This is a genomic window from Curtobacterium sp. MCBA15_013, from assembly GCF_001865095.1.
GTDB lineage: Bacteria > Actinomycetota > Actinomycetes > Actinomycetales > Microbacteriaceae > Curtobacterium.
The window spans coordinates 117,464-136,816 of record NZ_MJGQ01000010.1 but is presented as its reverse complement, the minus strand read 5'-3'; the positions used below and the strand labels follow the sequence as shown (position 1 = coordinate 136,816).

The window sequence follows — 19,353 nt, the reverse complement described above, 5'->3', positions numbered from 1 at the left end:
AAAGTGCTCGACGTGCAGCCCTGCTCCGGGACATGATGAGTCATGGACATCACGAGCGTGACCGTGGGGCTGCCCGTCACCGACATCGAGGCGTCCTGCCTCTGGTACGGCGCCGTGTTCGAACGTGCCGAACCGGACCTCGAGCCCGACGAGGGCATCGCCGAGTACGAGGTCGGCGGCATCTGGATCCAGCTCTACGAGGACGCCGACGCCGAGGAGAACCGCGTGAGCGTCCGCTTCGGCGTCGACGACGTCGCCGCCCAGCACGCACGCATCGGCGCACTCGGGATCGACATCGGCCCGGTCGAGTGCGTCGACGGAGCCGTCGACTGGTTCGACGTCCGCGATCCCGACGGCAACGTCCTGAGCCTGTTCTCCCTCGTCGACGAGACCGGCCGGGGCTCCGGACGCGACAACGGGGCGGACCGCGCGGTCTGAGCCGTCACGCCACCAACGGGAACGGCCCCCGCATCCGAGGATGCGGGGGCCGTTCCGGTGGAGCTCAGGCTCAGTTGTAGGTGCCCGGCGTGAAGTCGTCCGACGAGAAGCTGTCGAAGTCGACGAAGCTCAGGTCGGCGTCCGAGAACGACGAGTCGTCCGCGAAGATGCGGTTCGGGTACCGCTCCGCCTTCGCTTCTTCCGTCGCGTTCACGTCCACGTCGCGGTACCGGCTGAGGCCCGTCCCGGCGGGGATGAGCTTACCGATGATGACGTTCTCCTTGAGGCCGACGAGGTGGTCCTGCTTGCCCTCCATGGCCGCCTGCGTGAGCACGCGGGTGGTCTCCTGGAAGGACGCGGCGGACAGCCACGACTCGGTCGCGAGGGACGCCTTCGTGATGCCCATGACCTCCTGGCGAGCGGAAGCGGTCTTGCGACCCTCCTGCAGCGCCGCACGGTTGAGCTCGTTGTACCGCGAACGGTCCACGAGCTCGCCCGGGAGCAGGTCGGTGTCGCCGTGGTCGACGACGGTGACCTTGCGGAGCATCTGGCGCACGATGACCTCGATGTGCTTGTCGTGGATCGGCACGCCCTGCGAGCCGTACACGTCCTGCACACCGTTGACGAGGTGCTTCTGGACCTCACGGACACCCTTGACGCGGAGGACTTCCTTCGGGTCGACGGTGCCGGCGATGAACTGCTCGCCGAGCTCGACGTGCTGGCCGTCCTCGATGAGGAGCGTCGCACGCTTCAGCACCGGGTAGATGAACGGCTCGTCACCGTTGTCCGGCGTGAGGATGATGCGACGACCCTTGTCGGTGTCCTCGATCGTGGCGCGGCCGGGGGCCTCGGCGATCGGGGACGCGCCCTTCGGGGTACGCGCCTCGAAGAGCTCCGTGACACGCGGCAGACCCTGGGTGATGTCGTCGGCCGAGGCCGAACCACCCGTGTGGAAGGTACGCATCGTCAGCTGGGTACCGGGCTCACCGATGGACTGGGCGGCGATGATGCCGACCGCCTCGCCGATGTCGACGAGGTTGCCCGTGGCGAGCGAACGGCCGTAGCACTTCGCGCAGACACCGACGCTCGACTCGCAGGTCAGGACCGAGCGCACCTTGATGCTCTCGACACCGGCCGCGAGCAGCTTGTCGATGAGGACGTCACCGACGTCCTCGCCGGCCTCGGCGACGACCGTGCCCTTCGCGTCCACGGCCGGGGTGGCCAGGGTGCGGGAGTACACGGTGTTCTCGACGCGCGGGTCGCGCACGAGCTTGCCGTCGGCGCCCACGGTCGCGATCGGGAGCTCGAGGCCCCGAGTCGTGCCGCAGTCGTCCTCGCGGATGATGACGTCCTGCGAGACGTCCACGAGACGACGGGTGAGGTACCCGGAGTCCGCGGTACGGAGCGCGGTGTCGGCAAGACCCTTGCGAGCACCGTGCGTGGCGATGAAGTACTCCGCCACGGTCAGGCCCTCGCGGTACGAGTTGATGATCGGGCGGGCGATGATCTCGCCCTTCGGGTTGTTCACCAGACCGCGCATACCGGCGATGTTGCGGACCTGGAGCCAGTTACCACGAGCACCGGACGACACCATGCGGTTGATGGTGTTGTCGACCGGGAAGTTGTCGCGCATCTCCTGCGCGATCTCGTTCGTGGCCTCGGTCCAGATCTTGATCAGGTCGGCGCGACGCTCGGCGTCGGTGATCAGACCCTTGTCGAACTCGCCCTGCACCTTGGCGGCCTGGACCTCGTAGCCCGCGATGATCTCCTTCTTGCGAGGAGGCGTCACGACGTCGGAGAGCGCCACGGTCACACCGGAGCGCGTGCCCCAGTAGAAGCCCGCGTCCTTGATCCGGTCGAGCGCGGCGGCCGTCTCGGTCTTGGAGTAGCGCTCGGCGAGGTCGTTGACGATCGCGGAGAGCACGCCCTTGTCGGTGACCTTCTGGACGAACGGGTAGTTCGCCGGGAGGGTCTCGTTGAAGAGCGCACGGCCCAGGGTCGTCTCGAGCAGCACGGTGTCGCCCTGCTCGTAGCCCTCGGGAGCTTCACCCTCGGCGAAGTGGACGTCCGCCATGCGGATCTTCACGAGCGCGTTGAGGTGCAGCGTGCCCTGGTCCTTCGCGAGGATGGCCTCGGCGACGGAGGAGAACGCACGGCCTTCACCCACGGCGCCCTCGCGGACGGTCGTGAGGTGGTGCAGACCGATGATCATGTCCTGTGCGGGCAGGGTCACCGGACGGCCGTCGGACGGCTTCAGGATGTTGTTCGAGGCGAGCATCAGGATGCGGGCCTCGGCCTGGGCCTCGACCGACAGCGGCAGGTGCACTGCCATCTGGTCACCGTCGAAGTCCGCGTTGAACGCAGCACACACGAGCGGGTGGAGCTGGATGGCCTTGCCCTCGACGAGCTGCGGCTCGAACGCCTGGATGCCCAGACGGTGCAGCGTCGGCGCACGGTTCAGCAGCACGGGGCGCTCGCGGATGATCTCCTCGAGCACGTCCCACACCTGCGGACGCGAACGCTCGACCATGCGCTTGGCCGACTTGATGTTCTGCGCGTGCGACAGGTCGATCAGGCGCTTGATCACGAACGGCTTGAAGAGCTCGAGCGCCATCTGCTTGGGCAGACCGCACTGGTGGAGCTTCAGCTGCGGGCCGACGATGATGACCGAACGGCCCGAGTAGTCGACGCGCTTGCCGAGCAGGTTCTGGCGGAAACGACCCTGCTTGCCCTTGAGCATGTCGCTCAGGGACTTGAGGGCGCGGTTGCCGGTACCCGTGACCGGACGACCACGACGACCGTTGTCGAACAGCGCGTCGACCGCTTCCTGCAGCATGCGCTTCTCGTTGTTCACGATGATCTCGGGGGCACCGAGGTCGAGCAGGCGGCGGAGACGGTTGTTGCGGTTGATCACACGACGGTAGAGGTCGTTGAGGTCACTCGTGGCGAAGCGGCCACCGTCGAGCTGCACCATCGGGCGCAGCTCCGGCGGGATGACCGGCACGACGTCGAGCACCATCGCGGCCGGCGAGTTGCCGGTGGCGAGGAAGGAGCTGACGACGCGCAGACGCTTGATCGCGCGGATCTTCTTCTGGCCCTTGCCCTCGGCGATCTGCAGGCGCAGCGCCTCGGCCTCGGCGGCCAGGTCGAACGCCTCGAGCCGCAGCTTGATCGCCTCGGCGCCCATGTAGGCGTCGAAGTAGATCCCGAAGCGGTCCTGGAGCTCGTGGAAGACGGCGTCCTCGGGCTTGAGGTCGCCCACCTTGAGGTTGCGGAAGTCCTCCCACACGCGCTCGAGGCGGGTGATGTCCTCGTCGAACGACTTGCGGACCTGGGACATCTCCTTCTCGGCGGTGTCCTTGGTGCGGCGCTTGACGTCGGCCTTGGCGCCCTCTTCCTCGAGCGCTGCGAGGTCGTCCTCGAGCTTCTTGAGGCGGTCGGCGATGATCGAGTCGCGCTGCCCCTCGAGGTTCTTGATCTCGAGGCGCATCTCGTTCTCGAGACCCGGCATGTCGGCGTGACGGCCCTCTTCATCGATGTCGATGATCATGTACGCCGCGAAGTAGATGACCTTCTCGAGGTCCTTCGGCGCCATGTCGAGGAGGTAACCGAGGCGCGACGGGACGCCCTTGAAGTACCAGATGTGCGTGACGGGCGCGGCGAGCTCGATGTGGCCCATGCGCTCACGGCGGACCGAGGACTTGGTGACCTCGACGCCGCAGCGCTCGCAGACGATGCCCTTGAACCGGACACGCTTGTACTTGCCGCAGGCGCACTCCCAGTCGCGGGACGGACCGAAGATCTGCTCGCCGAACAGACCGTCCTTCTCGGGCTTGAGGGTGCGGTAGTTGATGGTCTCCGGCTTCTTGACCTCGCCGTACGACCACTGGCGGATGTCCTCGGCCGTGGCGAGACCGATCCGCAGTGCGTCAAATGAAGTTGCTTCGAGCAATGTTCTTCTCTCTAGCTGGATTCGTTACGAGTACGGGCGGGATCAGATGTCGTCGACGGACGACGACTCGAACCGCGAGGAGATGTTGATGCCGAGCTCTTCAGCGGCACGGAAGACCTCGTCGTCCGTGTCGCGGAGGCTGACCGCCTGGCCGTCGGCCGAGAGGACCTCGACGTTCAGGCAGAGCGACTGCATCTCCTTCATGAGGACCTTGAACGACTCCGGGATACCCGGCTCCTGGATGTTCTCGCCCTTGACGATCGCCTCGTAGACCTTCACGCGGCCGAGGATGTCGTCGGACTTGATCGTCAGGAGCTCCTGGAGGGCGTAGGCGGCGCCGTACGCCTCGAGCGCCCACACCTCCATCTCGCCGAAGCGCTGTCCACCGAACTGCGCCTTACCACCCAGCGGCTGCTGCGTGATCATCGAGTACGGACCGGTCGAACGGGCGTGGATCTTGTCGTCGACCAGGTGGTGCAGCTTGAGGATGTACATGTAGCCGACCGACACGGGCTCCGGGAACGGCTCGCCGGAGCGGCCGTCGAAGAGCTGCGCCTTGCCGGACGAACCGATCAGGCGCTCGCCGTCGCGGTTCGGGAGGGTCGAGTCGAGGAGCCCCTCGATCTCGCGCTCGTAGGCACCGTCGAACACCGGGGTGGCGACCTTCGTGCCGGGCTCCGCGCTGCGGGCTGCCTCGGGGAGGGCAGAAGCCCACTCCTGGATGCCCTCGACGTTCCAGCCCTGCTTCGCGAGCCACCCGAGGTGGATCTCGAGGACCTGGCCGAAGTTCATGCGGCCGGGGACGCCGAGCGGGTTGAGCACGATGTCGACGGGGGTGCCGTCGGCGAGGAACGGCATGTCCTCGACCGGGAGGATGGTCGAGATGACGCCCTTGTTGCCGTGACGACCGGCGAGCTTGTCACCCGCGGTGATCTTGCGCTTCTGGGCGATGTACACGACCACGCGCTGGTTGACGCCCGAGCCGAGCTCGTCGTCACCGTCCTGCGAGTCGAACACCTTGACGCCGATGATCGTGCCCTCTTCACCGTGGGGCACCTTGAGCGAGGTGTCGCGGACTTCGCGCGACTTCTCGTTGAAGATGGCGCGGAGGAGGCGCTCTTCGGCGCTGAGCTCGGTCTCGCCCTTCGGCGTGACCTTGCCGACCAGGATGTCGCCGGGGCGGACCTCGGCACCGATGCGGATGATGCCGCGCTCGTCGAGGTCGGCCAGGAGGTCCGGGCTGACGTTCGGGAGGTCGCGGGTGATCTCTTCCTTGCCGAGCTTCGTGTCGCGGGCGTCGACCTCGTACTCCTCGATGTGGATCGAGGAGAGCGTGTCGTCCTTCACGAGGTTCTGCGACAGGATCATCGCGTCCTCGTAGTTGTAGCCCTCCCACGGCATGAACGCGACGAGGAGGTTCTTGCCGAGCGCGAGCTCGCCGTTCTCCGTCGCGGGACCGTCGGCGATGACCTCGCCCTGCTCCACACGCTCACCGGCCGAGACGACCACGCGGTGGTTGTAGCTCGTGCCCTGGTTCGAGCGGTCGAACTTGCGCAGGTAGTAGGTCTGCGTGCCGCCCTCGTCGAGCTGCAGGGTCACGGCGTCGGCCGAGACCTCGGAGACGACACCGGCCTTGTCGGCGGTGACGACGTCGCCGGCGTCGATGGCGGTGTAGCCCTCCATGCCGGTGCCGACGAGCGGCGACTCGGAGCGGAGCAGCGGGACTGCCTGACGCTGCATGTTCGCACCCATGAGGGCGCGGTTCGCGTCGTCGTGCTCGAGGAACGGGATGAGCGACGTCGCGACCGACACCATCTGGCGCGGGGAGACGTCCATGTAGTCGACCTCGTCCTTGCCGACGAGCTCGACCTCGCCGCCCTTCTTCCGGACGAGCACCTTGTCGTCCTGGAAGTGGAAGGAGTCGGTGAGCGGGGCGTTCGCCTGCGCGACGACGAAGTCGTCCTCTTCCGAGGCCGTGAGGTAGTCGATGGTCGTGGTGACCTGACCGTTCACGACGCGGCGGTACGGCGTCTCGATGAAGCCGAAGGAGTTGATCCGACCGAACGACGCGAGCGAGCCGATCAGGCCGATGTTCGGGCCTTCCGGGGTCTCGATCGGGCACATGCGGCCGTAGTGCGACGGGTGGACGTCACGGACCTCGACGCCGGCACGCTCACGGGACAGACCACCCGGGCCGAGGGCCGAGAGGCGACGCTTGTGCGTCAGGCCCGCGAGCGGGTTGTTCTGGTCCATGAACTGCGACAGCTGGGACGTCCCGAAGAACTCCTTGATCGCGGCGACGACGGGGCGCACGTTGATCAGGGTCTGCGGCGTGATCGCTTCGATGTCCTGCGTGGTCATGCGCTCGCGGACGACGCGCTCCATGCGGGACAGACCGGTGCGGACCTGGTTCTGGATGAGCTCGCCGACGGCGCGGATGCGACGGTTGCCGAAGTGGTCGATGTCGTCCACGTCGAGGCGCAGCTGCACCGGCTCGCCGTCACGGACACCGTCGAGCGTGGTCTTCTCGGCGTGCAGCGAGACCAGGTACTTGATCGTGCGGACGATGTCCTGCACGGTCAGGACCGAGTCGCTGAGCGGCGCGTCGATGCCGAGCTTGCGGTTGACCTTGTAGCGGCCGACCTTCGCGAGGTCGTAGCGCTTCGGGTTGAAGTAGAAGTTGTCGAGGAGCGCACGCGCGGCCTCGGCGGCGACCTGCTCGCCCGGACGCAGCTTGCGGTAGATGTCCTTGAGCGCCTCTTCCTTGGTGAGGATGGCGTCCTTCTCGAGGGTCGACTCGATCGAGGCGAAGCCCTGGAACTCGTCCATGATCTCTTCGCTCGTCATGCCGAGCGCCTTGAGGAACACGGTGACCGACTGCTTGCGCTTGCGGTCGATGCGCACGCCCACCTGGTCGCGCTTGTCGATCTCGAACTCAAGCCAGGCACCACGCGACGGGATCACGCGGGCGGAGTAGATGTCCTTGTCGGAGGTCTTCTCCTGCTGACGCTCGAAGTACACGCCCGGCGAGCGGACGAGCTGCGAGACCACGACACGCTCGGTGCCGTTGATGATGAACGTGCCGCGCTCGGTCATGAGCGGGAAGTCGCCCATGAAGACGGTCTGCGTCTTGATCTCACCGGTCATGTGGTTCATGAACTCGGCGTTGACGTAGAGCGGGGCAGCGTAGGTCTTGCCACGCTCCTTGCACTCGTCGATCGAGTACTTCGGGTCCTCGAGCTCGGGCGACGTGAAGCCGAGCTGCATGGTCTCGCCGAGGTCCTCGATCGGAGAGATCTCCTCGAAGATCTCCTCGAGCCCGGAGTGCAGTGCGAGGTCGGTGCGACCCTGCTCCTGGCCTTCGGCGAGGCGGGCCTTCCAGACGTCGTTGCCGACGAGCCAGTCGAAGCTCTCCGTCTGGAGTGCGAGCAGATCAGGAACCGTGAGGGTGTCCGTGATCTTGGCGAACGAGAGTCGCGAGTGGTTGCGACCGTTCTTGGGGTTGGTGGATGCGTTGGGCGCAGCAGCCAAGGGTTTGACCTCCGGTAGGCCCCGTCGGGCCGGTACTGACGAGCAGCACGTAGGTGAGTGGATTGACGCTTCAGCGCACCCCTCGAAGACACGCGATCACGCGACGGCCGGTGAGCTGTGCACGTGTGCGATGATCTGGGTGGACGGGACCCGCCGACATATACGGGACCGGCACCACCAGGGCACGTTCTGGAAGAACGCTGCGTCGACCGCAATATGACGACACGGATGCCAGGGAGCGCGAACTGCCATCATAGGTCGGGCTCGTCGCGGATGTCCAGTCCTGGCTTGACCGAATTCGGCAGTGCCGTGTATAAGCCGGTGGACAGCGTGGGTATTCCCTGCTCCGCAGCCCGGCCACGCCCGCCAGCGCAGGACGCGCAACGCCCGTCAGCGCAGGGCGCGGAACGCCGCCTCGGGCTGCCGCGTCCGCACGAACGTGACACGCCCGCGGTCGTCGGTGAACTCGATCCCGAGCCCCGGCGTGAGGATGAGCGCGCGGACACCGCGTCCGATCCGGAGCCCGATGCCGCCGTACGTCGACGCGTCCGCCTCGACGAGTCGCACGTCGGTGATCCGGTCGCGGGCGATCCGTCGCGCGGGCAGCGGCCGGAAGTGCAGGACGACGTGGGTGTCCGTCACCGTCCACCCCGAGCGGGCGACGAGGAGCAGGAACCCGACCGCGACGCCGACGAGCGCCGGCACCAGCAGCGCCGTCTCCGGAGCGTCGCCCGGCCATCCGAGCACCGCCGCGGTCAGCCCGAGCCCGCCCACCAGCAGGACCGCACCCACCGCACGCATCCAGGTCGGCGCGTGCTCGCGCTCGGTGTGGGTGGACGGACGGGAGGCGCGGGTGGCGACCGCGGGACGGCTCGCGGTGGCGCGGCGGTACGTGGGCACGCTCATGGTGTCGGTCATGCGGGTCGACTCCTCGTGGGATCGGGTCCGTTCGTGCTCATATTTTACATAGCGCACGCAATGTGTTCAATGGTCACGGCGGGCGGACCACGGGCGGCGCGCAGGAGAGCGGGGAGCCCGGCGCACGCCGACGGCGCGCACACGAGGGGCAGTGGGGGTGCCGGACGGTCGCGCCGCGGTCACGAGCGGGGTGCGGAAGCGCGCGAGGTGTGGGGCACTGCGCGGATCGACGCACCGAGGTGACGACCCAGTGAACGGTAGGTGACGACCCTTGGCGTCCGCTGGTGGTGCATGTGCACGCATTCACCTGCGCCGGGTGGACCGGCCGGTCGGGACCGCGGACCGGGGTCAGCGCAGGACGAGGGCGACGGCCTCCGCGCGGGTGCGGACGCCGAGCTTCGTGAACACCTGGTTCACGTAGGACTTCACGGTGGGCACGGTGAGGAAGAGCTCGGCGGCGATCTGCGGGTTCGACCGACCCTCGGCGATGCGCCCGAGCACGTCCGCCTCGCGCGGGGTGAGCGTCGGGAAGCGCGCACGGAGCGACTCGATCGGGTCCGGCGTCGCGACGGACGCGGGCACGGTGCCGCCGGCCAGCTGGGCGACGAGCCGGGCGCCCACGGTGGCGTCGAACGTCGACTGCCCGGACGCCACCGCACGGATCGCCGTCGCGATCTCGCCGCGACCGGCGTCCTTGGTGAGGTACCCGCGCGCGCCGGCCCGCAGCGCGGTCAGGATCGACTCGTCGTCGGCGAACGTGGTGAGGACGAGCACGGCGACCCCGGGGTGCCCCTCGGTGATGCGTGCCGTCGCCGTCGGGCCGTCGACGCCGGGCATCCGGAGGTCCATGAGCACGACGTCCGGGGACTCCCGCTCGACCGCGGCGACCGCCTCGGCGCCGTCCGACGCCTCACCGACGACCTCGAGGTCGTCCACGAGGGAGAGCACCGTCACCAGCCCGTCGCGCACGATGGCCTGGTCGTCGACGACGAGGACGCGGATGGTCACGGACGGTCCCCCTCGGCGGCCAGCTCGTCGACCGGCAGGTGCATCGCCACGACGAACTCGTCGTCCGACCGGTCCGCCTCGACCGCGGCGCCGCTGCCGAGTTCCGCGAAGCGTTCGCGCATCCCGAGCAGACCGTGGCCGCCGCCGGACAGCGGGTTCGCGACCACGACGTCCACGGCGTCGCCGTCCCGGATGACGGACAGGGACACGGGACGGCCGGGGGCGTGCCTGCGGGCGTTGCTGAGCGCCTCCCGGACCACCTGGACCACGGCGGCGCGGTGGGCCGCATCGAGGTCGGTGAGCGCCGTGTCGCCCTGCGTCACGATCTCGCCGCCGAACGACCGGTGCGCGTCGACGAGGGCCGCCAGGCCCGTCGCGCGGTCGGTGGTCGGACGGGAGGCACGGTGCGGGACCGCGGACCGGCCCGCGTCCGCCTCGGCGTCGGTCTCGGTCTCGGCGTCGTCCCGCAGGGCGTGCACCGCACGTCGCGCCTCGGCCAGGCCGTCCGCGGCGAGCGCGCGGGCCTCGGCGGCGCGCTTCGTGGCGTCGTCGACCCGGCCGGCCTCGAGCAGGGCCTCGACCGCGTCGAGCTGGAGCACCAGGCCGCCGAGGGAGTGCGCGAGCACGTCGTGGATGTCCCGGGCGGCGCGGGACCGGTCCGCGAGGAGTTCTGCGCGCTGCTGGTCCCGCTCGGCCTCGCGCGCCCGTTCCGCCGCGATGCGGAACTGCCGCCGGCTGAAGCCGATGAGGACGCCCAGGAGCATGCCGCCGCTCGTCCCGAGGACGAACTGGACCGAGGCGTGCTCGATCGAGGCGGACACCGCGACGACCACGATCGCGGCGAGTGCGGCGACGGATGCCGCCCAGACCGGGACGCGGAGGTTCGCGCCGAGCAGGACGATCCCGACGATCACGGGGACGATCATGAGCGAGTCCGTCGGCACCACCGTCAGGGTGCCCGCGGCGATCATCAGGACCCCGGCGACGACGAGGAGCCGGGGTGTGCGACCGAACTCGCGGAGCGCCCACGCGGCGAGCGCCACCGCGCCGAGCACCCACACCCACGCGGGGTGCTGCAGGGCGATGCCGTTCTTCACGAACCAGAACGCGACGATCGCGATGCCGAGGGCGTTGAGCCCCCAGGCGGCGCCCGAACGGGACCGGCCTCCGGGGAGGTCGGTCTCGTCCTGGCCGGTCAGCAGGGTCACCGGACCATCATGCCGCGCGGCTGGCGGTCGCCGCGGGGGATGCGGCCGTCGATGACGACGGCGCGTGCGGCGCGGTTCAGTGCGAGGACGAGCAGGATCGTGCCGGTCGACGTGAGCAGGTGCGCGCCGAGGTGGCCGCCGAGCACGTCGAGGCCGACGCGGACGGCGATGAGGACGATCCACAGCACCGCGCCGAGCGCACCCGTGCGGGACTGAATCGTGCGGCCCTTGGCGTCCGGGGTGCCGACCGTGCGGAAGCGGGTGATGCTGCCCATGGTCAGGCCGACCCCGATCGTGATGAGCGCCTCGATCCCGAGGAACACGACGTCGGTGGTCGTGATCGTCGCCTTCGTCTGGGCGAGGACGACCACGCCGACGATCGCCATGATGAGCGGCGTGCGCCAGATGCGCGCCGGGTCGAGGTACTGCCAGGTCGCCTGGCGGTACCCGAGGAACGCGACCAGGGCGATGCCGACGAGGATGTTCACGAGGAGCTGGACCGACATGGTGTCCGCCTTCCGAGGAGGTCCGGCGGGCGTCTCCCGGCCGGTGGTACCAGCCTCGTTCGACGGCGTCGGCGGGCACACCAACCAGGGGTGGGGACGCGGGTGGTGATCGTGGTGGTGTTCGATTGGTGCCATGGCTGATGCGTTCGACGGGTTCCGGATCGGTGCGGGGTACGCGGTGGTCGAGCCGGACCGGCACCGCCCGGGGTCGTTCACGCTCGTGGTGGACGGCACGCCGCAGTCGCACGTCGACCTCGAGGACCCGACGCACCTGGCGTTCGAGTACATCCGGCGGATCGGGCACGCCATCGACCTGCTCCCGGACGGCCCGGTCACGGCGCTGCACCTCGGCGCCGGGGCCCTGACGCTCCCCCGGTACGTCGCGGTCACGCGGCCGGGCTCCCGGCAGCAGGTCATCGAACTGGAGCGGGACCTCGTCGACCACGTGCGGGACGCGCTGCCCTTCCCCCGCGGGGCCTCGATCCGGGTGCGGTACGGCGACGCCCGCGAGGTCCTCGGCAAGCTCCCCGCCGGACTGCGCGGCACGGTGGACCTGGCCGTGGTGGACGTCTTCGGCGGCTCGCAGATCCCCGCGCACGTGACGAGCATCGAGTTCTACCGCGAGGTCGCGGAGTTCCTGTCGCCCACCGGCATCGTGGCCGTGAACGTGGCGGACGGGGCCGGGCTCGCGTTCGCCCGGGGGCAGGCGTCGACGCTGCAGGCGGTGCTGCCGTCGGTGGCGGCCGTCGCGGACACCGGGATGCTCAAGGGCCGGCGGTTCGGGAACATCGTGCTGCTCGGGTCGCCGACGGACCTGCCCGTGGCGGAGATGCCTCGTCGGTACTCCTCCGACCCGATGCCGGCGAAGGTCGTGCACGGGGCGGAGCTGCGGGCGTTCATCGCCGGGGCGCCGATCGTCACGGACCAGACCGCGGTGGCGTCGCCGGAGCCGAACCGGAGCGTCTTCGGCGGCTGACGCGCGACCGCGGGCCGGGCCGACGGTCGCCGTGCGATCGGGCGGATGCCGCGCACGCGGAGGGTCCGCCTGCCAGGATGGGTCTGAACGACCGCGCAGGTGCGCGACCGAGCAAGGGGATCCCTGATGACGAACGACGACCGGAGCAACGAGGACCGGACGGGCGACGGCCAGGCGCCGAGCTGGGGCGGAGCGCCGCAGCAGCCCGCTCCCTCGGCCGACGAGCCGCGCTACGGCGAGCGGGTCGACCCCGCTCCCGCCTCCACGCCGCAGTACGGTGAGCCGGCCCCGCAGGCCGACGCGCCGCGCTGGGGCGAACAGGCCCAGCAGCACCAGGCTCCGCAGGGCGAGACCCCGCAGTACGGGTCGACGCAGTACGCCGAGCAGCAGGGCCAGTACGGGCAGCCGCAGCACGGGCAGCCCCAGTACGGCCAGCAGCCCTACGCAGCGGCTCCGGCGAGCGCCGGTGCCCCCTCGTGGCAGGGCTACGAGGAGCCGAAGGCCAAGAAGAAGACCGTCGGCGTCATCGCGTTCGTCGTGGCCGTCGCCGCGCTCGTGGTCGGCATCATCGGCGGCGCGCTGTTCGGCGGCGTCTTCGGCGGCTCCGAGGCGTTCCGCGAGTCCGTGCAGAACGGCGGGGCGACCCCGAGCGACTCCGACATCATGGCGCTCACGACGTCGTCGAGCGCCGTCACCGGGTCGCTGCTGTTCTACCTCGGCTCGGCGCTCGGCCTGTGGGCGATCGTGCAGGGCATCGTCGCCGCGGTCACGAAGCGCGGACGCGGCTGGGGTGTCTTCGCGATCATCCTCGCGGTCGTCGCAGCGATCGCGTTCGTGGTGGCCATCCTCATCTCGGCCGTGTCGGCCAGCGGGATGTCCTGACCCGACCAGATCGTCCCGGACGGCCCGTCGTGCACCCGCACGGCGGGCCGTCCTCGTCCCCGCGGGCGACACGAGCGTGACCCCCGTGCGCGTGGCACCGCTCGCTCTCGGGGCGGCGCGGTTACCCTCGAACCGATGTCCCTCCCGCCCGACGACCGCCAGCAGCCCGACCGCACCGACCGCGCCCGGGAACCGCGTCATGCGGCGCCCGTGACGGCCGGCGTGAGCCCCGGCAGCACCTTCGCTCCGATCAGCCTGCGCCCCGCGGTCGACGCCGACGCCGTCCAGCAGCGGCTGCGCGACCTCGGGCAGAGCCGCAGCACCGACGCGCTCGCGGAGCGTGCCGAGCTCCTCCGCCTGCTCGGTCGGCTCGACGAGTCGCTCGTCATCGCCGAGGAGGTCTTCCGCCTGACGATGTTCACGGGGGAGCGCTCGGACAAGGTCTCCGCACGGATCCGTCGCGCGCACGTCCTGCACGACCTCGGGCGGTACGAGCGTGCCGCGACCGAGTCGGCCCTGGCACGGGACACCGCCCGGACCGAGGAGTGGCCGGAGCTCGAGGGCGCAGCGGCCGAGCTCGAGGGCTGGTCGCTGTTCGAGCTCTCCCGCTTCGACGAGGCCCGTGCCGCGCTGTCCCGGGCGTACCAGGCGTTCCGCCAGGCCGGTGCACCGTCGGAGCGCACCGAGGCGCTCCGCACGGCGGTCGAGGCAGCGCTCCGGGCCTCGGTCGCGCAGCCCCCGGCCGAGGACAAGCCGCGCACCGCCCGCGACGTCGCCGCACGCCGCGCGGACGAGGACGAACCGGCTGCACCCCGCGCTCCGGAGCCCGTGCAGCAGACCCCGACGGTGCGCCGCCGGGTCCTCGGTGCGCCGGACGCCGCCCGGACCGAGGCGGACGAACTCTGGGGCCGCATCGCCGCACGTGCCGCGCAGAAGGGCCAGGCCGGACGCGACGAACCCGGCGACGACGAACGGTGACGACGCTCGAGGCCGTCCGGGCCCGCGCCGAACACCTGATGACGGCACACCTCGGGGCGGGCAGCTGGTCGTTCGGGTTCGACCACGCGAAGACCCGGGCGGGCCAGTGCGACTTCGCCCGCAAGCGCATCACGGTGAGCCGCCACCTCGCCGTGCGGTTCTCCGAGGACGACGTCGACCAGGTGCTCCTGCACGAGATCGCGCATGCGGTGGCCGGGGCCCGCGCCGGCCACGGACCCACGTGGCGCCGGACGGCGAAGGCACTCGGCTACACGGGCTCGCGCCTGTACGACGGCCCCGTGGCGAGCGAACTCGCACCGTGGATCGGCACGTGTCCGGCCGGGCACGAGCACTTCCGCTACCGCACCCCGACCCGACCGCTGGCGTGCGCGAAGTGCTCCCGCCGGTTCGACGCCCGGAACGTCATCGCGTGGGAGCGCCGAGCGGCGGAGGCCAGCCGAGCTACCGCATGATGCCGATCGCATGCGGAGGCGCGCCGGTAACCCGTTAGCCTGGGCGGATGCACACGGGGCAGCACATCCGCACGGACACCGGTTCCACGTGGTTCTTCGACGCCGGACGGATCGCCCTCGACTTCGCGCACACCGGCGGGTTCGCCGACGACCCGGACGGTCGACGTCCGCGGGCGCAGCTCGGCGAACTGCTCGCGACACCGGCCGACCTCGACGAGTGGCTGAGCGACCACACCGAGCCGATCGACGTCGGCGCGACCGCTCGCGAGCTGCAGGACGCCCGTGCCCTCCGCGCAGCGATCGCCCGGCTGGCCGTCGCCGCGGCTCCGGGCCCGGCCTCGACCGCGGCGGAACGAACCGCGGTGGCTGCCGGCCTCCGCGCCGGGACGGGTCGCACGCGTCCGGCACCGGACGACATCGACACGGTCAACCTGTTCGCCGCGCTGCCGGACGTGCCGCCGAGCCTCCCCGGTGGCCGTCGTCGTGCGGGCGCGAACCGGGTGCGGCTCGCCCAGGCGCTGTCGAGCGTCGCACGGGACGCCGTGGCCCTGTTCACCGAGGTCGGCTTCGACGACGTCGCCGCGGACGGACAGCCGACGCGGTTGAGCCGCTGTTCGGCAGACGACTGCGGCCTCGTCTTCTACGACTCGTCGCGCGGGGGCACACGCCGGTGGTGCTCGATGCAGCGGTGCGGCAACCGGGCGAAGGTGCGGGCGCACCGGGCCCGACGCGCTGCGGTCTGAGCCGACCCGCGCCTCCTGGCCTGCTCGTGGCTCCGGCCCGGGCCGATTCGCGTGCGTCACGAAAACAAGGATTCGGCGCGCCGAATCCTCTGGCATGCTGTCTGCATGATCGACACCGCTGCCCGTCCCGCCGAGACGACCACGCCCCGGAAGCGCGCGGCCGGCCTGACCCTGCTCGGCCCCGCGTTCGTGGCGGCCATCGCCTACGTCGACCCCGGCAACGTCGCCGCGAACCTCACCGCGGGCGCGAAGTACGGCTACCTGCTGCTCTGGGTCCTCGTCGCCGCGAACGCCAGCGCGGTCGTCGTGCAGTACCTCTCCGCCAAGCTCGGCGTCGTCACCGGCAAGTCCCTGCCGGAGCACCTCGGCCTGCGGATGAAGCGCACGCCCCGGCTGCTGTTCTGGGCGCAGGCCGAGGTCGTGGCCGCCGCGACCGACATCGCCGAGGTCATCGGCGGCGCACTCGCGCTGCACCTGCTGTTCGGGCTGCCGCTGGTCGCCGGCGGGGTGATCACCGGCGTGGTCTCGATGGCGATCCTCACCCTGCAGAGCCACCGCGGCACCCGGACGTTCGAGGCCGTGGTGACGGCGATGCTCGCGATCCTCACGGTGGGGTTCTGCGCCGGGCTGCTGTTCGCGCAGGTGTCACCGGGCGAGCTCGTCTCCGGGCTCGTCCCGCGGTTCGAGGGGTCCGAGTCGGTGATGCTCGCCGCCTCGATGCTCGGCGCGACGGTGATGCCGCACGCGGTCTACCTGCACTCCGCCCTGGCGCGTGACCGGCACGGCGACGTCCCGGCAGGCCCGGAGCGTCGTCGGGTGCTCGTCGCGACGCGCTGGGACGTCGGACTGGCGCTCCTGGTGGCCGGCGGGGTGAACATCTGCATGCTCGTCCTCGCGGCGGCGACGCTGCCCGGGGTCGCCGACACGGACTCGATCCCCGGAGCGCAGCGGGCGATCGCCGAGCACGTCGGCCCGGTCGTGGGCGTGCTGTTCGCGGTGGGGCTGCTGGCGTCGGGGCTCGCCTCGACCTCGGTGGGCTGCATGGCCGGTGCCGAGATCATGAAGGGACTGCTGCACGTGCGGATCCCGCTGCTGGCCCGACGGCTGGTCACGCTCGTGCCGGCCATCGTCCTGCTCGCCGTGAACGCCGACGCGACGATGCTGCTCGTGGTGAGCCAAGTCGTGCTGAGCTTCGGGATCGCCTTCGCGATCGTGCCGCTGGTCGTCTACACGTCCCGTCGAAGCGTGATGGGTGCAGACGTCAACGCGATGACCACCCGCGTCGTCGCGGGGGTCATCGCGTTGGTGATCGTCGCGCTCAACGTGGCGCTCATCGTGCTGACGCTGGCCGGTTGAGCGGGTCGGCGCCGGTTAGTCGACGACGCGGACGCCCTTCCAGAACGCCACGTATCCCGAGTAGTCCTTGCCGACACGGTCGAACGACGACGGGATGGGCGTCGGGTACGACCAGGCGTTGTCCTGCAGCGCCTGCCCGTCGACGTTCACCGTGTAGTACTGCGTGTCGCCCTTCCACGGGCAGTGGTACTGGGTGGGGCTCTCGGTGAACAGCTCGCTCTTCACGCTCGACGGCGGGAAGTACCAGTTGCCCTCGATCTGGATGAGGTCCTCCTGCGGGGCCTCGGCGATCACGGTGTCTCCGACGACTGCCTTCACGGCACGCTCCTTCGCTCTGCGGTCCGGCGGGGTACCGGATGTGGAGGTCGAACGCTACGCGCGCGAACTCGATTCCCGCAGGGTCTCCAGCTGGCCGTCCACCGCGAGCGCCGCGTGCACTTCGGCGGGCTCGAGCGCCGCGGCCGCCTCGGACGCGCTGACCAGGTGCTTCACCGCCCGCCGTAGTCCCGTGTACGCCGCACAGGCGGCCGCCGCCTCGGGCGAGGTGTGGTCGATCCCGACCTCGGCGAGCGCGTCGACCACGGCGCCGGCCGCGAGCAGGTCCTCGACCGCGAAGTCCGGTGCGTCCGGCACGTCCGCGGCCTCGCCCGCCGCTTCCGCGGCGTCGTCACCGGGTGCGTGGTGGCGTCCGGCGGCGACGATCGCGACGACGCAGCGGTCACCGCGTTCGGCCTGGAGGCGCGTCACGCGTTCCGCGACCGCCGTCGCGTTGCCGAGGTGGCCGAGCACGACCTCCGGACCGTCCGGCACCTGCGCGGCGACCGCGCGGAGCGCCCGTCGTCGGGCGGGTCCGTCGTGCGCCGCGGACGCCGGGAGGACGTCGACCCAGACGACCAGGTGCGTCCCCGGGGCGATCCGCGCGGCGCCGCCGGTCCCCCATGCGAAGCGGACCTGGTACTTCTCCTGCGTGCGTGCTGCCACCTGCGACACGATAGCCGTCGGCGGGTCCCTGATCCTTTCCACAGGTGCTCCGCCGTCCGGGGTTCGTCAGGGTCGGCGACCGTAGGATCTGTTGCCATGGAGATCGCCCCCGCACCCACCCTGACCGGCGACCGCGTGACGCTCGAGCCCCTCGGCTCCGAGCATGCGGACGACCTGCGGGCGGCGGTCGCGGACGGCGATCTGTGGCGCACCTGGTACACCTCGATCCCCGCTCCGGCACAGGTCGACGACGAGATCGACCGGCGGCTCGCCGAGCAGGCAGCGGGACGGATGGTGCCGTTCGCGGTGCGCGACCGCCCGACCGGCCGGGTCGTGGGGTCGACGACGTTCCTCAACCCCGACACGGGCAACCGCCGGGTCGAGATCGGTGCGACGTTCCTGTCGCGGTCGACGCAGCGCACGGGCATCAACACCGAGGCGAAGCTGCTCATGCTCTCGCACGCGTTCGACGTCTGGCAGTGCATCGCGGTCGAGTTCCGGACCCACTGGCACAACCTCCAGTCCCGCACGGCCATCGCGGCACTCGGTGCGAAGCAGGACGGCGTGCTCCGGAACCACTCGATCGGCCGTGACGGCACGCTGCGGGACACCGTGGTGTTCTCCGTGATCGCGTCGGAGTGGCCGACCGTGCGGTTGTCCCTCGCCGAACGGCTCCGTCGGCACGACCGCGCCGAGGGTGCTCGACGCCGATCCGCTCGACACGCCTGACCCGGTTCCGTCCGGCACGCCTGCCGCCGGGCCCGCCGGTCGTCCACCGCGCACGAGTAGCGTTCGCGGCATGCACGTGGGCATCCGGATCACCCTCGACGCACCGGTCGAGGCCGTGCGTGACGCCCTGCTGTCCCCGGCGGTGATGGTCGCCGTGACGAAGCCGTTCCTGGTCTACCGGTCGCGCGACCCGCAGGGGTTCCCGGTGCGCTGGGTCCCCGGCGAGCCGCACCCGATCACCGCGAGCGCCTTCGGCGTGGTCCCGAGCGGCGACACGCACGTCGACCTCGACCTGTACGAGGTGCGCGGTGTGCCCGTGCAACGCGACAACGGCGGTGGCACGAGCGGGCTGTTCGGACGGATGTCGATGCAGCACCGGATGGCGACCGTCGACCTCGGGGACGGTCGGACGCTCCTCGTCGACCGGCTCTCGTACCGGATGCGGCCCGCGGTGCTCGGAGTCCTGCTCTGGCCGGGGATGTGGCTGATCTGGCAGTGGCGCGCGCTGCGGATGCGCGCCCTCGCGCCCGGTTGGCGGCGCGCCCGACGAGCCGCGGCCTGACCGCCGGACCCGCGCCGTTCCTCCAGGCAGGGCGTACGCTCGTACCGTGAGCCAGACGCATGAGCCGGCAACCGACGACCGCGTGCACAGCACGCTCGCCACCGTGGACTGG

At 70.6% G+C, this 19,353-nt stretch carries 17 protein-coding genes; 9 read left to right on the top strand and 8 right to left on the bottom strand.

All coding sequences use genetic code 11. From position 1 onward, the window contains the following. Nucleotides 1–42: 42 nt before the first annotated feature. Complete coding sequence (locus tag BIV01_RS07960) at nt 43–438, top strand: VOC family protein (protein WP_071302477.1); 396 nt, start codon at nt 43–45, stop codon at nt 436–438. Between the two features lie 70 nt (nt 439–508). On the opposite strand, the gene rpoC is transcribed toward BIV01_RS07960, so the two are convergent. The 6 genes from rpoC to BIV01_RS07930 form a co-directional block, all read right to left on the bottom strand. Further along, nucleotides 509–4,390, bottom strand: coding sequence for a DNA-directed RNA polymerase subunit beta' (rpoC, locus tag BIV01_RS07955; protein WP_070417663.1), 3,882 nt, complete (start codon nt 4,388–4,390; stop codon nt 509–511). Nucleotides 4,391–4,432: 42 nt separating this feature from the next. After that, on the bottom strand, nt 4,433–7,921 hold the full coding sequence (gene rpoB, locus BIV01_RS07950; protein WP_070417662.1) for a DNA-directed RNA polymerase subunit beta: 3,489 nt from the start codon (nt 7,919–7,921) through the stop codon (nt 4,433–4,435). Nucleotides 7,922–8,311: 390 nt separating this feature from the next. Then, nucleotides 8,312–8,839, bottom strand: coding sequence for a hypothetical protein (locus BIV01_RS07945; protein WP_071302476.1), 528 nt, complete (start codon nt 8,837–8,839; stop codon nt 8,312–8,314). Between the two features lie 348 nt (nt 8,840–9,187). Beyond that, nucleotides 9,188–9,847, bottom strand: a complete 660-nt coding sequence (locus BIV01_RS07940; RefSeq protein WP_071302475.1) for a response regulator transcription factor — start codon at nt 9,845–9,847, stop codon at nt 9,188–9,190. After that, complete coding sequence (locus BIV01_RS07935) at nt 9,844–11,055, bottom strand: sensor histidine kinase (RefSeq protein WP_071302474.1); 1,212 nt, start codon at nt 11,053–11,055, stop codon at nt 9,844–9,846. The genes BIV01_RS07940 and BIV01_RS07935 overlap by 4 nt, the downstream gene beginning before the upstream one ends. After that, a complete protein-coding gene (locus BIV01_RS07930) occupies nt 11,052–11,561 on the bottom strand; it encodes a hypothetical protein (RefSeq protein ID WP_071302473.1) in 510 nt (169 codons plus the stop codon). Before BIV01_RS07930 ends, BIV01_RS07935 begins: the two co-directional genes overlap by 4 nt. Nucleotides 11,562–11,694: 133 nt before the next feature. Between BIV01_RS07930 and BIV01_RS07925 the strand changes: the two genes are divergently transcribed. From BIV01_RS07925 to BIV01_RS07900, 6 genes are all read left to right on the top strand, one after another. Further along, complete coding sequence (locus BIV01_RS07925) at nt 11,695–12,537, top strand: spermidine synthase (protein WP_070417657.1); 843 nt, start codon at nt 11,695–11,697, stop codon at nt 12,535–12,537. Nucleotides 12,538–12,663: 126 nt separating this feature from the next. Further along, the gene (locus BIV01_RS07920) at nt 12,664–13,419 is read left to right on the top strand and encodes a hypothetical protein (protein WP_071295195.1); all 756 of its coding nucleotides are present in this window, start codon (nt 12,664–12,666) and stop codon (nt 13,417–13,419) included. Nucleotides 13,420–13,554: 135 nt separating this feature from the next. Continuing rightward, a complete protein-coding gene (locus BIV01_RS07915; protein WP_070417655.1) occupies nt 13,555–14,397 on the top strand; it encodes a hypothetical protein in 843 nt (280 codons plus the stop codon). Beyond that, nucleotides 14,394–14,870, top strand: coding sequence for a SprT-like domain-containing protein (locus BIV01_RS07910; RefSeq protein ID WP_139199261.1), 477 nt, complete (start codon nt 14,394–14,396; stop codon nt 14,868–14,870). The genes BIV01_RS07915 and BIV01_RS07910 overlap by 4 nt, the downstream gene beginning before the upstream one ends. Before the next feature lie 47 nt (nt 14,871–14,917). Further along, nucleotides 14,918–15,613 (top strand): CGNR zinc finger domain-containing protein, encoded by a 696-nt coding sequence (locus BIV01_RS07905; RefSeq protein ID WP_070417654.1) that lies wholly within the window; start codon nt 14,918–14,920, stop codon nt 15,611–15,613. 105 nt (nt 15,614–15,718) lie between these two features. Continuing rightward, nucleotides 15,719–16,969 (top strand): Nramp family divalent metal transporter, encoded by a 1,251-nt coding sequence (locus BIV01_RS07900; RefSeq protein ID WP_071302472.1) that lies wholly within the window; start codon nt 15,719–15,721, stop codon nt 16,967–16,969. A 15-nt stretch (nt 16,970–16,984) separates the two neighbouring features. Here the strand turns inward: BIV01_RS07900 and BIV01_RS07895 are convergent, their stop codons facing one another. Continuing rightward, entirely contained in the window at nt 16,985–17,287 is a 303-nt protein-coding gene (locus BIV01_RS07895; protein WP_070417652.1) for a DUF427 domain-containing protein, read from the bottom strand. Between the two features lie 54 nt (nt 17,288–17,341). Next, the gene (locus tag BIV01_RS07890; RefSeq protein WP_175473668.1) at nt 17,342–17,950 is read right to left on the bottom strand and encodes a 2-phosphosulfolactate phosphatase; all 609 of its coding nucleotides are present in this window, start codon (nt 17,948–17,950) and stop codon (nt 17,342–17,344) included. A gap of 96 nt (nt 17,951–18,046) precedes the next feature. On the opposite strand from BIV01_RS07890, the gene BIV01_RS07885 reads away from it, so the two are divergent. Together BIV01_RS07885 and BIV01_RS07880 are read left to right on the top strand one after the other, a co-directional pair. Continuing rightward, entirely contained in the window at nt 18,047–18,679 is a 633-nt protein-coding gene (locus BIV01_RS07885) for a GNAT family N-acetyltransferase (RefSeq protein WP_071295193.1), read from the top strand. A gap of 70 nt (nt 18,680–18,749) precedes the next feature. After that, a complete protein-coding gene (locus tag BIV01_RS07880) occupies nt 18,750–19,241 on the top strand; it encodes a hypothetical protein (protein WP_071302470.1) in 492 nt (163 codons plus the stop codon). The last annotated feature ends 112 nt before the right edge of the window (nt 19,242–19,353 follow it).

Excerpts from the sequence above, each read along its gene's own strand:
- BIV01_RS07960 (WP_071302477.1), top strand. The coding sequence starts at position 43 with ATGGACATCACGAGCGTGACCGTGGGGCTGCCCGTCACCGACATCGAG.
- BIV01_RS07945 (WP_071302476.1), bottom strand. The coding sequence starts at position 8,839 with ATGACCGACACCATGAGCGTGCCCACGTACCGCCGCGCCACCGCGAGC.
- BIV01_RS07930 (WP_071302473.1), bottom strand. The coding sequence starts at position 11,561 with ATGTCGGTCCAGCTCCTCGTGAACATCCTCGTCGGCATCGCCCTGGTC.
- BIV01_RS07925 (WP_070417657.1), top strand. The coding sequence starts at position 11,695 with ATGGCTGATGCGTTCGACGGGTTCCGGATCGGTGCGGGGTACGCGGTG.
- BIV01_RS07920 (WP_071295195.1), top strand. The coding sequence starts at position 12,664 with ATGACGAACGACGACCGGAGCAACGAGGACCGGACGGGCGACGGCCAG.
- BIV01_RS07915 (WP_070417655.1), top strand. The coding sequence starts at position 13,555 with ATGTCCCTCCCGCCCGACGACCGCCAGCAGCCCGACCGCACCGACCGC.
- BIV01_RS07905 (WP_070417654.1), top strand. The coding sequence starts at position 14,918 with ATGCACACGGGGCAGCACATCCGCACGGACACCGGTTCCACGTGGTTC.
- BIV01_RS07900 (WP_071302472.1), top strand. The coding sequence starts at position 15,719 with ATGATCGACACCGCTGCCCGTCCCGCCGAGACGACCACGCCCCGGAAG.
- BIV01_RS07885 (WP_071295193.1), top strand. The coding sequence starts at position 18,047 with ATGGAGATCGCCCCCGCACCCACCCTGACCGGCGACCGCGTGACGCTC.
- BIV01_RS07880 (WP_071302470.1), top strand. The coding sequence starts at position 18,750 with ATGCACGTGGGCATCCGGATCACCCTCGACGCACCGGTCGAGGCCGTG.